This is a genomic window from Chryseobacterium sp. c4a, assembly GCF_009900745.1.
GTDB lineage: Bacteria > Bacteroidota > Bacteroidia > Flavobacteriales > Weeksellaceae > Chryseobacterium.
Window position 1 is genome coordinate 111,108 of sequence record NZ_WXVU01000011.1, and the last position, 13,213, is coordinate 124,320.

A 13,213-nucleotide genomic window follows, 5' to 3' on the forward strand; every position below is an offset into this window, starting at 1 on the left:
GTTATTTTATTGACAGCCTTTGCTCTGTGGAGCATTTCCCTGAGTTGTATTTCCATTATTATTTTCTATTAAATTCGCAACGGTATTGGGATGATCAATTCCGGATGTATTGGTAGCAACACCAGCATAATTTAGAATGGTAAGTGTAAAATCTGCACAATTATTTAATCCTAAATCATAGGTTCCTCCGGAATATGAAATAGAAGCAGCTATAATGTTTTGGAGTTGTGTAGGGGTAATATTTCCGACATTCCAGGAATGGGTATATATATGTCCACCATCGTCTCCAAATATTCCAGGCCCCGTTATGACACCTGTTAATCCTGTTTTAGGATAAAAGCCATATGTCATTGTATTATTTCCTTGTGTAATAGAAATAAAAGCATGGCCTACTCCATGGCCGCTACCCATTTTCTCTGCGTAGACACTTAGTTTTGCCGATTGGCTGATATTTAAGCAGCTCAAGAATTTTTTAATATCATTAATAGCTACATCAGGAGGCGGAGCCATTGTCATGGCTACGATATCTCCTCCAATAGGAAGGTCTGGGAAATCGGGAAATGTAGGAAGCCCAATTCCTGGATCTATAGGCCATGGAAGACCGGGACCAGGTACGGTAATAATAACTCCCGGTATTTCATTAATAGGAGGTTCATCTGTACAATTAGGATTATGAGGTTCATTAAAACAGTCTATCCATCTTGCATTCGGATTATTAAACTTTTTATTGTATTCCAAAGATACTTGAAGGAGAATACTCTTCATCATTTGATCTTCAATATTACTTAAATCTGAAAGATAAACTGTTTTTTCATCCTTACTCAAAGCAGCCAAAACAAGCCCATTTACTTTTTTTTCTTTTACTAAAGGAAATAAAATCCCTCTTCGCCCGTCTATAAAGTTAAAAACCTGTGTACTGAACCTAAAGTCTATCTTGCCGTTAGGATTGAAATTTTCATTATTTTGAACCGGATGCACTTTATATGATTTGTAAAAAACTAAGGGCAGCTTTTGATCATCAATTTTCTTATAGCTTACACTTTCAGTTTTCTCATGTAAAGGATCATCATCATCTGTACGACAAGAATAAAGAGTTAGAACTACTAATAACAGTAGGGATAAAGATTTAAAATTCATGTTATTTTTATTTAGAACAAATATAAATAAATATTTATCACTGCCTAATGACTTTTATCACATAGCAAAAACTAAAAGAAAAATAGGTGAAACTTAAATATAGAACTCTTATCGCCTTTTCTGAACACTTACAGAGATTACTTTACCACTACCATCGTATGTAATCACTTTTCCTTCACAATGATTATTGAGCGTTGAAACAGATTTACTTTGGACTTTTCCGTCAGCCATAGTAGTAAATATTTGTTTACCATCAATCATTTGAGCTTTATTTTCAGAAAGTATTTTTCCATCTTTCCCCTGAATAGTCAATTTTGAATACATCTTTCTTGTATCGGAATCGTATTGATACGTATTGGTAACAGGAGATTCTCCATCATAAATACTCTTTTCTGTTAAAACTCGTCCGAGATTATCATAGGTATAATGAATCTCTCGCTTCATTTTGTTCTCTTTATCAAAGTCATATTTTATATCTACCTGTCCTTTCACATTAAGATGAAACTCTTCCCTGGAACCATAGCTTGAATGAATGACAAACTGATGGGGTAGATATTTGAAATTAAGTTTCATTTCTCTTTTCCCATTTTCAGAAGTCACAATAGAATCCAATAATCCTACTGTATTGAGGTAATATTTTTGGACACTTTTAAGCCCTTCCCGCGAATAGAGATACTCCAGCATTTTCCCGTTTCTGTAGGTAAGATCTGCGGTATAGCCTATCTTTTCCTGTTTTTCATCCAAATAAATGATATCCCGAAACTGCCCGTTACAATTTCCGCCATCTTCAAAGTTTAATAAAGGATAATAAGCAGTATTGCTATGATTAATAATTCTATCTGCATATTTTTGATCGGGTGTAAAAGTAATGGCTTCCATGGAATTCCAGGTCTTTGAAGCTTCTTTTCTGGCAGTTTGATTTTTATTTTCGGATTCTTGTTTCTTTTTCAGATCTTCAGACAGATATTTTTTAACGAAATGTTCATAGTTTTTGGGATTATATTCAATCAGAGGTTCGTTTTTCCCGTCAAATAAAATCATAGCTGTCCGTTTCGGAAAGTTTTGAACGTCTACAAACCAAATTGTTGTTCCATTAGAGAATTTAAAAGTTTTTGCATTGGTTCTGGCAATCATCAATCGCTCGGTAGCCCCTCCTGATTCTCTGTAAAACCTGTCTGCAATCTCCTTGTGATCACGGATACAATCTTCCGAAGCTGTAATGTTTTCATTTTCTACAAAAAATACCGCTTTAGAAGGATTTGAGATCCTAAAATTGGCTTTATCATCCGAAGTAGCAAGCCTGAACATCTTAGGAGAACAGGAATATAACAACAGAAACAGCATGATAAAAGAAAGTATTTTCATCATTATTAATCTTATTCTTAAAAATACAAAAAATAAAGTGAATGAAATCAGGACAATAATGTGTACATTTAAAAAGTAACCTTGTCTACAACCAACATGAAATACAAAATATTATTCTTTACGGCTTTAATTTCAGGAATATTCCTTTCATCAGCACAAACGTTAACACCTTCTGAAATCTGGTATACTCTTATTCCGAATAAGATTAATACGGATAGTCTTTTAATCAAAAAGGGATTTACAATGAAATATTCCGACCCCAAAAAACTTGGCGGTAACCTTGCCTGTTATTTTAATAAAAAATTTGATGAATGGCTGTTTATTAATGATAATGAACAAGGGCAAACAACATCCGTTTCTTATCTTCTTCCTGATTTAAAAAAGTATAAAAACAATCTGATTGAAAAGAAACTATTATCACAGGGAGAAGAAGTGACTCCAATGGGGAAAACCTATCAGGAAAACAAAATATATTACCATCTTGTTTATACTTTTGAAAACTTTAAACCTACTTCTAAACACTAAGAATATCATACCAATGAAATAAATAACAGCCTAACTTCCAGCTTACAAACTCAATTACCTCTCCATAAAAAACTGTCTAACAAATAAAAAAAGAATCACCTATTCATTGTTTTCAATCCCCTTCAGTTTCCCTCTTGCAATATCCGCCCTTATTCCTCCTATTAAACATAAAGCCTTATCTTCGCAAAAAAAATTTGACAATATGAAAAAAATGATATTTTTGGCTTCGGCTGTTCTGGTATTAAATTCATGTGTAGTAAGAACTGCAACTAAAGTAGTTTCTGGAGCGGTAAACATAGGCTACAAGGCAGTAAAAGGAACCGTAAATGGGATTAGCTGGGCGGTAAGCAAAGCAAAAGGTAAAATAGATGAAGACCGTTTGGATGGAACCTGGAAAGTAGTAGGTGTTTACAAAGGTTCTTTCGAAGATTTTACCAAAGACCAAAATCCGGAAAGTACATTTTCTTCTGAATGTGCAGGCGGCTTTGACCAAATGATTTTCAAAGCTAAAAAATCGAAATTCAAACCTGTACACTGTAGTACTGATAAGGAAGACTGGGTAAAATACTCACTGGAATTCGGAAAAAATCCTATCACCAAAGAAAAGGAAAACTATATTGAATACAATTCCAATAATTATATTTCAGTAATTGATGTCAACAGTAAGACGATGGTTCTGGAAGGTAATCTGATGCCTAAACTGGCATTTTCCGGGGCAAAATTATATCTTTTAGAAAAGGTAAAATAAAAATAACAGAGCCTGTCTTCATAATGAATGACAGGCTTTTTTATGAATGAAAATTTCTAAAGGATTCTATTGTTTTAAATGCAAAGGTTTATTTACAACCGTTATCATTTTAAGAATAGACTTAAGAAACTATTTATTTTCTATATCAACAATTTTCTTTCCTTCATTGCCCAAATAATGAAGAACCAGCTTTTCATAGACTTTATAACCATCATCAATATTGGTAAAGATAATGATACCTCTACCTGAATTCGGAAGTATGATCGCAATACATCTTGTCCCCTGATCGGCTCCGCCATGAGATAATGCATATTCACCATTACCCAGATCATAGATTTCAAAACCAAGTCCGAAATACTTATTTTCTTTAGTTTTCACCTGTTTGGTTATCATTTCCTGAAATACTTCCGGCTTCAGATTTTTCCCTTTCATCACACTGACCATAAAGTTTCCGTAATCCCCGATTGTAGTATGCAAATCGTCTGCAGCATTGGCCTTTTTATTTTTTTCTGTTGGATATGATTTTCCGTCTGTATTATATCCGATTACAAATCTTGATTCATCAGTCTTCTGATCCCAAATATAATTGGTATCATTCATTTTAAAAGGCTGAAAGATCAGTTCTTTTGCAAGTTCTTCCAATGGTTTTCCAAATTTCTTTTCAAGGGCTTTTCGCAGGTATTCAAAACCTTCTCCTGAATAGTGGTATTGTGTTCCCGGTTCAAATTGAAAGTTCAGTTTTTTATCAGGGTTCATCCATCTCCAATTGGGAAATCCTGTTTGGTGGGAAAGAATGAGCCTTGTTGTTATCTTTTTATGTCTTGGATCATTCACAATATCTGGATCTGTCCAATAAGTATCGAGAGGCTCATCCAAATTCCATTTCCCAAGGCTTATCAAGCGTAATGCAACCATTGCCGTAACGGGTTTGGTAAGAGAGGCTACATTAAAAAGGGCATTATCGGGAGCTGAAAGCCCTTTTGAAATATCTCCGAAAACTTTCACCTCCTGTAGTTTTCCGCCCTTGATGATCCCTAATCCAAGCACAGGAATATGATTTTCTTTAAGCCAGCTTTCCATTGACTGATCATTATCAAACATAGTTTCATGATCTGTAGTTTGCTTTGGATGATGATTAAAACTTAAGGAATTCTTCAGTTTCCACTCCTTATTTTCCAGTATCCACAAATGAGTAAAACTGGCTTCTCCTACTAGTTTTTCAGCATGATTTTCTACTTTTTCATAAAACAGATGGTCTCCGTTCTGAATGGCTGCATATATCTTACCGTCTTTATACATAGGATAGACCTGAGTGCTTTTCTCGATAAGGACTCTCTTTAATTGATATGTTTCCGGAGATTTGCATAAGCCATTTTTAAAATCGGTTATAAATTTATTTTTTTCTGCAAAGCCACCTTTATCGTGATAAAATTCAAATTTTTCACTTAGAAAACTTTCCATCTTCGGAACATCGCAGGTATTGTAAGCTACTGAAAAAAACATGCTGTCTTTAGACATAATGTTTCGGTAGAGCGAATCTGTTTTGGGTAATTGCGCCTGAATAGGATTAAAAAGAAAGGTAAAAAAAAGAAGTGCCAATGAAGCTGTCTTTGTCATGATTAAATTTTTGACAAAGATTATATTTTCATCTGCTTTACAACGAAAAATGAACCCGACAAAAACCCGACAAAGTGACGACAATTTTTATATCATACTGAAATTCAGATTTATATACAACTTCCTTTTCCTGTCAATCTCTGCAGCATTGCGAAGGATAATAAAAATATTAGAGAGCACAATTACAACCATAAGAATCAAGGTAAAAGGTCTTCCTAGTTTTAAAAATATCCCCAGGATGAATACAATGGGTGCCATTACTGTCCATATCATCTGAACTGAAATGATTTGTCTCACCAGATTATTTCGTTGCTTCATGGTAAACATCAGAATAAGAGGAACGAGAATATTCAATGGTGGCAGTAATGTAAATAACAGTGATGAAAGATTGATGATCTTAATGAGAGAATAATTAATATCAGGTTGCTGTTCTTTCTTCATCTCAGGAATACTTTCATCCTTTGCCTCATCATTCATCTCAGGAATTATAATAATATCCTGCAACGAAGTTTCCTCTACCTCTAAAGCTTGAGCCAATGCTCTTAGCGTATGTCCTTTCGGTTCTGTACCCGCTTCAATTCGTTGGATAGTTCTTACAGAAATCTTCGACTTTTCTGAAAGTTCTTCCTGAGTTAGGTTTTTTTGTTCTCTTACAGCTTTTAGTTTAGACATGGTAAAGATGGCGGGAAATGTATTCTCAATTAATTTTCGACCGCTAATTTACAGTTTTTTAAGAAGTAATATTTCTTTATCTGAGAATAGGGAATTGTTTTTAATCCATACCATTAAAATCCGGAACAGTTTTATGCTGTCCCGGATTTCGGTGTATAGTCATATAAAATTTAGGTACGAGATTATCGCGCTGCAAAACTCAGCATAAAGTTTCATATAGGAAACCGCAGAAATACGGATTTTAATTTGTCGGTATCACTTTGATGTTAAACCATTCAGGAGGGCTGGGTGGCTATTAGCTCTGTTCTTTTTTCTCTTTCACCCTGATTCAAAATTTTAGCTTCTTCAGTAGTACGCTTATCCAAATAATATTTCTTTTCTCTCATTATTGTAAATTCATTTTCTTTCCAACCTTCAGGACGTATATATTCATCAAAAAGCCTATTCAAGTCTGAGTAACCAAATCCTCTTAAGTATTCATCACGTATCTCATTAGGTTTTAGAGTTCCATCCTTCTTACCAGGAGTAAAATTTGGTCGTCTTATTTCATTTTTTATTATTTCTTTTACTATTTCTTCTATTTTTCTTTTGTCTGTTTTAACTAATTCTTTTTTAGTTTTTTCATCCATTCCCTTTATTCTCTCATTAACTTCTTTCTCTAAGTTCGCCTTTTTATCCTGAAGATATTTACCTGTCCTTGTTGGGAGTACATGTAACTGGAGTCGTTTATATCCAATATCCTGTATATTATCTATATTAATACCTTTTTTCTTAAGGTTCTTAAGGATTTTTCCACGATTTTCATTCCATTTGGCCATTCTGTTACCACCTTCACTGCCATATTCTTCCATATATAAGACTTTATAGCCTAACATAGCCATCACTTCAAGATTTCCACTTCTGAACCCGAGATGTTTTACCTCGTCAAAATTGTTTTTAAAATACTCATACAGTTTAAATTGCCCCATCCGAGTATTTCCACCCCATTTGGGAAGTTCATCTGAATCTTTATCATTCCAGAATTCGGTGATATTAAAAACATTAGAGACTCCATCTCTATTCTTAACCTCCTTTGCAATTTCGTCAAACTGATGACCTCTTTTCTTCGAATCGTCTTTTCTTCTCCAACCTATATCTCTTCTTTCCGTCTGATACCCCTTATCTCCTGTGATTATGATGGCATCATACATATTCACTGCTCTATCTATAATCTGCCTGATTCCAAAATAGCTGGTATCATGCTCTATATGAATATCTCCATTCTTACCACTGAACCGTGACCATAATATCAATAAACGACCTCCACTGATAGGTATGTGCTTTTCTTCCAACCATTTTTGTATAGCATTATTTTCTCTTTCATCACTCTTAACCTTCCATGCATCTCTTAGCTTCACCCGCATTTCAGCTGTGAAGTTTTCGGCAACATAATCCGTCCCATAGCCAAGAGGCACTTCTTTTTCTGGAATTACTTCTTGTTTCCGAAGCTTACAAATTGTCTCTTTTAATTCATCCTTATTGTTTCTTAATCTACTTACTTCCACCAGATGTATCCTCTTTTTAGCAATTTCGGACTCTTCATAAAACTTTTTGATAGAATCCGCTTTGTCTGTGGGATCTTTGCAATTTTCATTACCTTTTGTAATGATTACATGAAGATTATCATCATCAATTAAAGCAGCAGCAATTGCAAACATATCTCCTGTTGCATACCCCGGCTGAATGAGTACTTTAGGTTCTGTACTTGTTTCCATTATTGATTATTAAATAGGTTATTACACAAATTTCAAGGTAAAGCTCCTACCGGATTAGAGGGAATGCACCCATCTTTAGAAATTCAGGGTTTACTCTTAGTATGGATGATCAAAGTATATATAAATAATAGTTTTAGGGCTTCTATTAAGATCATGATTCATTATAACATCACTTCCTTTTCAATATAAAAATCACTCATAAGAGAATTCCCTTATTTTAAAAAAATCCGTTTTTTCCCTTAATGAAGATTTATTTTTAATAATGAAATTTGTATCAGACAAAAGAGGTCAACAATCTCATTCTAAAGACTCAGTCGAAAAATAAGATGGCTGGATTAAAAGAAAAGCCTTTGTAAAAGGATTGTAAAAATTAAAATAATTATAACCATTTAAACCCTAAATATGGCAGACACCGTAAACAACCAGACTACAGACGCAGTAACGCAGACCAATGTTACCGTACTTGGTGAATCTCCCGCACAGGCTATGAGTATGCTTTATCAAATGGCTACCCATGCCAGTGGAATTTCCATTCAGAATTCGGTAACCAATCAGCAGAACTTGAATCAGCTCAACCCAGCCATAGTTGCTGATGCCATTAAAATTTTAAAAGGATAACTCTAAAACCTTACCATCATGAATGAACTCAACAGTGAAAACTTACAGCCACAGGCAGCAGAAGCCACCACTCCGGCGGAAAAAGCTGTAGTATTTGTGAACAGTGAGGTGCTGGCACCCCCAAAAGCTTCGCCAATGACCGGAGTAACGAAAGTAATGATTGAACAGTCTACAGGAATGATGGTTCAGGACTTACAATCCTTTTTAAAGGGCTTTGAACAGGTCGGTCTTATCGCATTGAGCAGACTCGCTAATAATTTACTGACCTACGGAACGACTTTCGGGCCAGCTCCGGGCAGTAAAGAGGCATCCACTTCACCAACAGAAATGTTACAAGGTCAAGATGCAGGAAAAGGAAATGAAATGATGAAAGACTTATTTAAAATGGTAAGTGATTATGCAGAGGTAAAAGCTAAAGTTTCCAATACTATTTATAATGTCAACACGCTTCCTGTATCCAATGAAACTCATTCCTCTCCTACTTCGTTTACAGAAGTTTCTCAAGAGGCTGACGAGAGCGAAAAAAAAAAACGGATAAGACATCCGGTTCAGGAAGAAACCTCATCAGAGAAAGAAAATATGAGAAAAAACTTTATCACGGCTGCACATGAGGGAAAATTGGTATTGAAGTCAGTAAAACTGACACAGCCACTCGTAAAACCAATAATTACTTCAGGGGAACCTGAAGAACAAACAGAGAAAAAAACAATAATAACCCAACTCATTAACAAATTCAAAAATAATAAGACATGAATTATTCCTCAGTAACCAAACCCGCTAAAATTTTAAATCTGGAGAGTTTAAGTGATTTAAATGAACGTCTTTATCTGATCAGAGCCCATGACAGCTCTTATCTGGATACCAAAAGTACCGATCACAAAAAAGCTGAAAATAATGCCGAACGTTTTGTATTTAATCTCCAGACCTCAGACATCAACATTCAGCCAACCATCAGGCTGGTGAACTGTAAAAGTATTAGAAAGTATACCAACTATCAGTGTTTTGTGGTAGAACCTAAAGAAAAAGCGACAGGAATAGCTGTTGTGATGATCAAACTGGATGATCCCAAAGCTTTTTTCTGTAATGTAAGAATTCTCCCCCTCACGGCATTGAGTGATATTGCGGCTCCGGAAACCGATTCCAAGCTGCTAACCATCAATCTTGAAAAGGCAAAATGGATCCTCAAAACAGATATTACTATTACTCCCTCTGATACAGGAGAAGCTTTATATTCCGTGCATGATGTGGATGTATCAGCGGTTTCAGATTTAATAACCAACGAACAGACCGTGGAATTGAAAAGGGAACTGGAATTTCAGGTTTCGAGGCTGATTGCTCACTATTTCCAGCAAATTCTGAGAATCATAGCCAACGAAGGTGCTGAAAATCATTCTAAGAACACTTTATTTCCAAGTGAATATATTCTAAAACTGCCTCAAGATCAACTAAAAGAAATGCTTTCGGCGAATGCTATTTCAGCTTGTATTGCTCTGGAAGCCGTTGGATATACTGTTGTTCAGGATCTCAATCGGGATTGGAGAGCGGCGGCAGCATTCATTAATTATTTACTGTAATTCTATTATAACAGTAAAAAACAACCCCTATGAACAGAAAAGCCCCCAAGAAAGTTCCTGTTGCCCGACGACCAGCAGCAGTGACAGAGCCTGAAATGGTTCAGGAAGAGATTATGCCTTTCGTGTTGAGGCATGAAGATGAAATCGTTAACTACATCAAGGAAAAAGCAATTAAAGAGACGATGAAGTCACTGGCTCCTTTACTGCAAAAACTGGAAGAAGCGGTTAAACAACAAGAAGCGGCTCCGGCAGCAAGCCCATCTTCTGAAGTTCCTGCTATGAATTATGAAGAACAGTTGAAAAAACTTCAGGAAGCTTCCACAGCAAAATTAAGGCAAAAGGAGATCAAAATTGTAGACAGAATGAATAAACTGAATGCAAGATTTGGTAATCTCCGACCATAAATCATCAAACACCCATAATTATTATGAACGAAATCAATACAATAATCACCGGAATGTCCACAGCAGTACCACAAGCTATTTCTACCCAGGTAAGTGCACATTCTACAGGATTAATGCAGATCAATTCTGTACTGAATCAACAAAGGGACTCTATGATGGGAATGACCAATTATGTCATGGGAATGAAAAAAATGAGTTCCGGAAAACTGAAATACAGAGAACTGGGAGTTTTAAAAAAGGGTAGATTTTAATCCCGATTTTTCAATACTACGGATGCGGTTTACTTTCCTGTAACCAATAAGATCCGGTGCTATCCATATATACAATCAAGTCAACGTCAATTTTTGCACCGTCTTTAAGCGCTATCAATGTTCAAAAGCAATCATTCAGAATCCATTTTCAAGCCCAAAAGGAATCCGACATTGCCAGCTGCTATACCACAGGAATTCGTTTTTAAGACAGATATTAAAAATGGGAGCCGCATCCTTTTTCAACAACATTTTTTGCTTGTTGAGCTTTAAAAATATCCTTTAAACTCGCACAGATTTTACAGATAATGGTTTCAACCATTGTAATAAGAATCACCCTTCAGATCTCATCATCAATTACCAGTCTATATCAATGCTTTTGAAATGTATTTCATCTGCAGGATCTGTTGTGAGTTTAAAAATATAATAGAAAACTAGTTTACCTCAATAATTATTAACCGAGAGCAAAGCTCAAAAAAAACAATTACAACTATGGCAACAGTCAATGAACAAATCACGGATGCAGTAACGCAAGCAAACGTAAAGGTAATAGGCGAATCTCCAGCAATGGCTTTAAGCAATGTCTATCAATCTGCAGCCCATTCCACAGGCATTATGTTTCAAAATGCAGTAACGAATCAGAACCAACAGAACATTTTAGGTCAGGCAGCAACCACTCAGGGAATTCTGCAGATCTATAGCCTGGATACGGTATCAGATGCGGTTTCTATTGCTAAGATCCTGAGACCTTAATGTTTTTAAATAAAAAATTCATTCTCTCAACCGGAAAATCCGGTTGTTTCTAACCCATAAACAATAATCATTATGCCACCAGTAAACGGACAAATCACAGACGCAGTAACCCAGTCGAACGTAAAAGTAGTAGCAGAATCGCCTGCTGTAGCGTTGAGTAATGTGTATCAAACCGCTGCACATTCCACAGGTATTATGTTTGAAAATGCCATGAATGCACAAAATCAACATAATATTTTAACCCAGGCAGCCACAACGCAGGGTGTTACTCAAATTTACAGCAAAGACACCATCGCTGATGCGATCTCTATTGCTAAAATCCTTACTCCTTAATTTATTTTTTGCGAAAAGCAGACTTTCAATCTAACAACCGGAAAACCCGGATGTTTTTAACCTCAAATAAACAATAATCATTATGGCTAATGAAAAAGCTGGATCAACAGTAAACGAACAAATCACAGACGCAGTAACGCAGTCGAATGTAAAAGTAGTAGCAGAATCACCTGCTGTAGCATTGAGTAACGTGTATCAAACCGCTGCACATTCTACAGGAATCATGTTTGAAAATGCAGTGAATGCACAAAATCAACAAAATATTCTGACACAAGCAGCCACTACACAGGGAATTTCTCAGATCTATAGCCTGGATACCATCGCTGATGCAGTTTCTATTGCTAGAGTCCTTAATCCGTAATTCATTTTTTGCGAAAAGCAGAATTATCATCATCCGTACAGCCGGAGAATCCGGCTGTTTTTAACTCAAATAAACAATAATCATCATGGCTAACGAAAAAGCTGGCTCAACAGTAAACGAGCAAATCACAGACGCAGTAACGCAGTCAAACGTAAAAGTAGTAGCAGAATCTCCTGCAATGGCATTAAGTAATGTATATCAAACAGCAGCACATTCTACAGGAATTATGTTTGAAAATGCAGTGAATGCACAAAATCAACAAAATATTTTGACACAGGCTGCTACAACACAGGGAATTTCTCAGATCTATAGTCTGGATACCATTGCTGATGCAGTTTCTATTGCTAGAGTCCTTAATCCGTAATTCATTTTTTGCGAAAAGCAGAATTATCATCATCCGAATGGCCGGAAAACCCGGCTGTTTTTAAAACTAAATAAACAATAATCATCATGGCTAACGAAAAAGCTGGATCAACAGTAAACGAACAAATCACAGACGCAGTAACGCAGTCGAACGTAAAAGTAGTAGCAGAATCTCCTGCAATGGCATTAAGTAACGTATATCAAACCGCTGCACATTCTACAGGAATCATGTTTGAAAATGCAGTGAATTCACAGAACCAACAGAACATTGTGACTCAGGCTGCAACGACTCAGGGAATTTCTCAGATCTACAGTCTGGATACCATCGCTGACGCGGTTTCTATGGCTAAAATCCTTAATCCGTAATTCATTTTTTGCTAAAGGCAGAATATCACTATCCGAACAACCGGAAAATCCGGTTGTTTTTAAACCCAAATAAACAATCATTATTATGGCTAACGAAAAAGCTGGCTCAACAGTAAACGAGCAAATTACAGACGCAGTAACGCAGTCGAATGTAAAAGTAGTAGCAGAATCTCCTGCTGTAGCTTTAAGTAACGTATATCAAACAGCAGCACATTCCACTGGAATTATGTTTGAGAATGCAGTAACTGCACAAAACCAACAGAATATTTTAGGTCAAGCAGCCACTACACAAGGGGTAATCCAGATCTATAGTCTGGATACTATTGCAGATGCTGTTTCTATTGCGAAGGTATTAAATCCTTAATTATAGTGTGT

General features: G+C 35.8%; 18 protein-coding genes. 13 read left to right on the forward strand and 5 right to left on the reverse strand.

Annotation, left to right across the window (positions count from 1 at the left end; genetic code table 11):
• Positions 1-6: 6 nt before the first annotated feature.
• Both GTR01_RS14895 and GTR01_RS14900 read right to left on the reverse strand, forming a co-directional pair.
• Positions 7-1,137 carry a hypothetical protein gene (locus tag GTR01_RS14895; RefSeq protein ID WP_160138603.1) on the reverse strand — a complete coding sequence of 377 codons (1,131 nt, stop codon included), beginning with the start codon at positions 1,135-1,137 and terminating at the stop codon, positions 7-9.
• Positions 1,138-1,245: 108 nt separating this feature from the next.
• Positions 1,246-2,505, reverse strand: a complete 1,260-nt coding sequence (locus GTR01_RS14900) for a hypothetical protein (RefSeq protein ID WP_160138604.1) — start codon at positions 2,503-2,505, stop codon at positions 1,246-1,248.
• A 93-nt stretch (positions 2,506-2,598) separates the two neighbouring features.
• Between GTR01_RS14900 and GTR01_RS14905 the strand changes: the two genes are divergently transcribed.
• Positions 2,599-3,027 (forward strand): hypothetical protein, encoded by a 429-nt coding sequence (locus GTR01_RS14905; RefSeq protein WP_160138605.1) that lies wholly within the window; start codon positions 2,599-2,601, stop codon positions 3,025-3,027.
• Positions 3,028-3,229: 202 nt separating this feature from the next.
• On the forward strand, positions 3,230-3,775 hold the full coding sequence (locus tag GTR01_RS14910) for a hypothetical protein (RefSeq protein WP_068944066.1): 546 nt from the start codon (positions 3,230-3,232) through the stop codon (positions 3,773-3,775).
• 129 nt (positions 3,776-3,904) lie between these two features.
• Here GTR01_RS14910 and GTR01_RS14915 read toward each other — a convergent pair whose 3' ends face one another.
• The 3 genes from GTR01_RS14915 to GTR01_RS14925 form a co-directional block, all read right to left on the reverse strand.
• A complete protein-coding gene (locus GTR01_RS14915) occupies positions 3,905-5,392 on the reverse strand; it encodes a serine hydrolase (protein WP_160138606.1) in 1,488 nt (495 codons plus the stop codon).
• Positions 5,393-5,479: 87 nt separating this feature from the next.
• The gene (locus GTR01_RS14920; protein WP_160138607.1) at positions 5,480-6,064 is read right to left on the reverse strand and encodes a helix-turn-helix domain-containing protein; all 585 of its coding nucleotides are present in this window, start codon (positions 6,062-6,064) and stop codon (positions 5,480-5,482) included.
• 275 nt (positions 6,065-6,339) lie between these two features.
• Positions 6,340-7,818: a hypothetical protein gene (locus GTR01_RS14925; RefSeq protein WP_160138608.1), complete on the reverse strand. Its 1,479-nt coding sequence runs from the start codon at positions 7,816-7,818 to the stop codon at positions 6,340-6,342.
• 402 nt (positions 7,819-8,220) lie between these two features.
• On the opposite strand from GTR01_RS14925, the gene GTR01_RS14930 reads away from it, so the two are divergent.
• The 11 genes from GTR01_RS14930 to GTR01_RS14980 all read left to right on the forward strand — a co-directional run bounded on the left by GTR01_RS14930 (position 8,221) and on the right by GTR01_RS14980 (position 13,202).
• A complete protein-coding gene (locus GTR01_RS14930; protein WP_047400697.1) occupies positions 8,221-8,436 on the forward strand; it encodes a RebB family R body protein in 216 nt (71 codons plus the stop codon).
• An 18-nt stretch (positions 8,437-8,454) separates the two neighbouring features.
• Positions 8,455-9,189, forward strand: coding sequence for a hypothetical protein (locus tag GTR01_RS14935; protein WP_160138609.1), 735 nt, complete (start codon positions 8,455-8,457; stop codon positions 9,187-9,189).
• A complete protein-coding gene (locus GTR01_RS14940) occupies positions 9,186-10,010 on the forward strand; it encodes a hypothetical protein (RefSeq protein ID WP_160138610.1) in 825 nt (274 codons plus the stop codon). Before GTR01_RS14935 ends, GTR01_RS14940 begins: the two co-directional genes overlap by 4 nt.
• Positions 10,011-10,039: 29 nt before the next feature.
• On the forward strand, positions 10,040-10,414 hold the full coding sequence (locus tag GTR01_RS14945) for a hypothetical protein (RefSeq protein WP_160138611.1): 375 nt from the start codon (positions 10,040-10,042) through the stop codon (positions 10,412-10,414).
• A gap of 23 nt (positions 10,415-10,437) precedes the next feature.
• Positions 10,438-10,665: a RebB family R body protein gene (locus GTR01_RS14950; protein WP_160138612.1), complete on the forward strand. Its 228-nt coding sequence runs from the start codon at positions 10,438-10,440 to the stop codon at positions 10,663-10,665.
• Positions 10,666-11,154: 489 nt separating this feature from the next.
• Positions 11,155-11,415: a RebB family R body protein gene (locus tag GTR01_RS14955; RefSeq protein ID WP_160138613.1), complete on the forward strand. Its 261-nt coding sequence runs from the start codon at positions 11,155-11,157 to the stop codon at positions 11,413-11,415.
• Positions 11,416-11,487: 72 nt separating this feature from the next.
• Entirely contained in the window at positions 11,488-11,748 is a 261-nt protein-coding gene (locus GTR01_RS14960) for a RebB family R body protein (protein ID WP_068944076.1), read from the forward strand.
• Between the two features lie 82 nt (positions 11,749-11,830).
• A complete protein-coding gene (locus tag GTR01_RS14965) occupies positions 11,831-12,109 on the forward strand; it encodes a RebB family R body protein (RefSeq protein ID WP_160138614.1) in 279 nt (92 codons plus the stop codon).
• Positions 12,110-12,194: 85 nt separating this feature from the next.
• Complete coding sequence (locus GTR01_RS14970; RefSeq protein ID WP_068944078.1) at positions 12,195-12,473, forward strand: RebB family R body protein; 279 nt, start codon at positions 12,195-12,197, stop codon at positions 12,471-12,473.
• Positions 12,474-12,559: 86 nt separating this feature from the next.
• Positions 12,560-12,838 carry a RebB family R body protein gene (locus tag GTR01_RS14975; protein WP_068944079.1) on the forward strand — a complete coding sequence of 93 codons (279 nt, stop codon included), beginning with the start codon at positions 12,560-12,562 and terminating at the stop codon, positions 12,836-12,838.
• A gap of 85 nt (positions 12,839-12,923) precedes the next feature.
• On the forward strand, positions 12,924-13,202 hold the full coding sequence (locus GTR01_RS14980) for a RebB family R body protein (protein WP_068944080.1): 279 nt from the start codon (positions 12,924-12,926) through the stop codon (positions 13,200-13,202).
• Positions 13,203-13,213 lie beyond the last annotated feature (11 nt).

Excerpts from the sequence above, each read along its gene's own strand:
- GTR01_RS14925 (WP_160138608.1), bottom strand. The coding sequence starts at position 7,818 with ATGGAAACAAGTACAGAACCTAAAGTACTCATTCAGCCGGGGTATGCA.
- GTR01_RS14940 (WP_160138610.1), top strand. The coding sequence starts at position 9,186 with ATGAATTATTCCTCAGTAACCAAACCCGCTAAAATTTTAAATCTGGAG.
- GTR01_RS14905 (WP_160138605.1), top strand. The coding sequence starts at position 2,599 with ATGAAATACAAAATATTATTCTTTACGGCTTTAATTTCAGGAATATTC.
- GTR01_RS14945 (WP_160138611.1), top strand. The coding sequence starts at position 10,040 with ATGAACAGAAAAGCCCCCAAGAAAGTTCCTGTTGCCCGACGACCAGCA.
- GTR01_RS14900 (WP_160138604.1), bottom strand. The coding sequence starts at position 2,505 with ATGATGAAAATACTTTCTTTTATCATGCTGTTTCTGTTGTTATATTCC.
- GTR01_RS14975 (WP_068944079.1), top strand. The coding sequence starts at position 12,560 with ATGGCTAACGAAAAAGCTGGATCAACAGTAAACGAACAAATCACAGAC.
- GTR01_RS14950 (WP_160138612.1), top strand. The coding sequence starts at position 10,438 with ATGAACGAAATCAATACAATAATCACCGGAATGTCCACAGCAGTACCA.
- GTR01_RS14915 (WP_160138606.1), bottom strand. The coding sequence starts at position 5,392 with ATGACAAAGACAGCTTCATTGGCACTTCTTTTTTTTACCTTTCTTTTT.
- GTR01_RS14895 (WP_160138603.1), bottom strand. The coding sequence starts at position 1,137 with ATGAATTTTAAATCTTTATCCCTACTGTTATTAGTAGTTCTAACTCTT.
- GTR01_RS14930 (WP_047400697.1), top strand. The coding sequence starts at position 8,221 with ATGGCAGACACCGTAAACAACCAGACTACAGACGCAGTAACGCAGACC.
- GTR01_RS14910 (WP_068944066.1), top strand. The coding sequence starts at position 3,230 with ATGAAAAAAATGATATTTTTGGCTTCGGCTGTTCTGGTATTAAATTCA.
- GTR01_RS14970 (WP_068944078.1), top strand. The coding sequence starts at position 12,195 with ATGGCTAACGAAAAAGCTGGCTCAACAGTAAACGAGCAAATCACAGAC.
- GTR01_RS14935 (WP_160138609.1), top strand. The coding sequence starts at position 8,455 with ATGAATGAACTCAACAGTGAAAACTTACAGCCACAGGCAGCAGAAGCC.
- GTR01_RS14980 (WP_068944080.1), top strand. The coding sequence starts at position 12,924 with ATGGCTAACGAAAAAGCTGGCTCAACAGTAAACGAGCAAATTACAGAC.
- GTR01_RS14920 (WP_160138607.1), bottom strand. The coding sequence starts at position 6,064 with ATGTCTAAACTAAAAGCTGTAAGAGAACAAAAAAACCTAACTCAGGAA.
- GTR01_RS14965 (WP_160138614.1), top strand. The coding sequence starts at position 11,831 with ATGGCTAATGAAAAAGCTGGATCAACAGTAAACGAACAAATCACAGAC.
- GTR01_RS14960 (WP_068944076.1), top strand. The coding sequence starts at position 11,488 with ATGCCACCAGTAAACGGACAAATCACAGACGCAGTAACCCAGTCGAAC.
- GTR01_RS14955 (WP_160138613.1), top strand. The coding sequence starts at position 11,155 with ATGGCAACAGTCAATGAACAAATCACGGATGCAGTAACGCAAGCAAAC.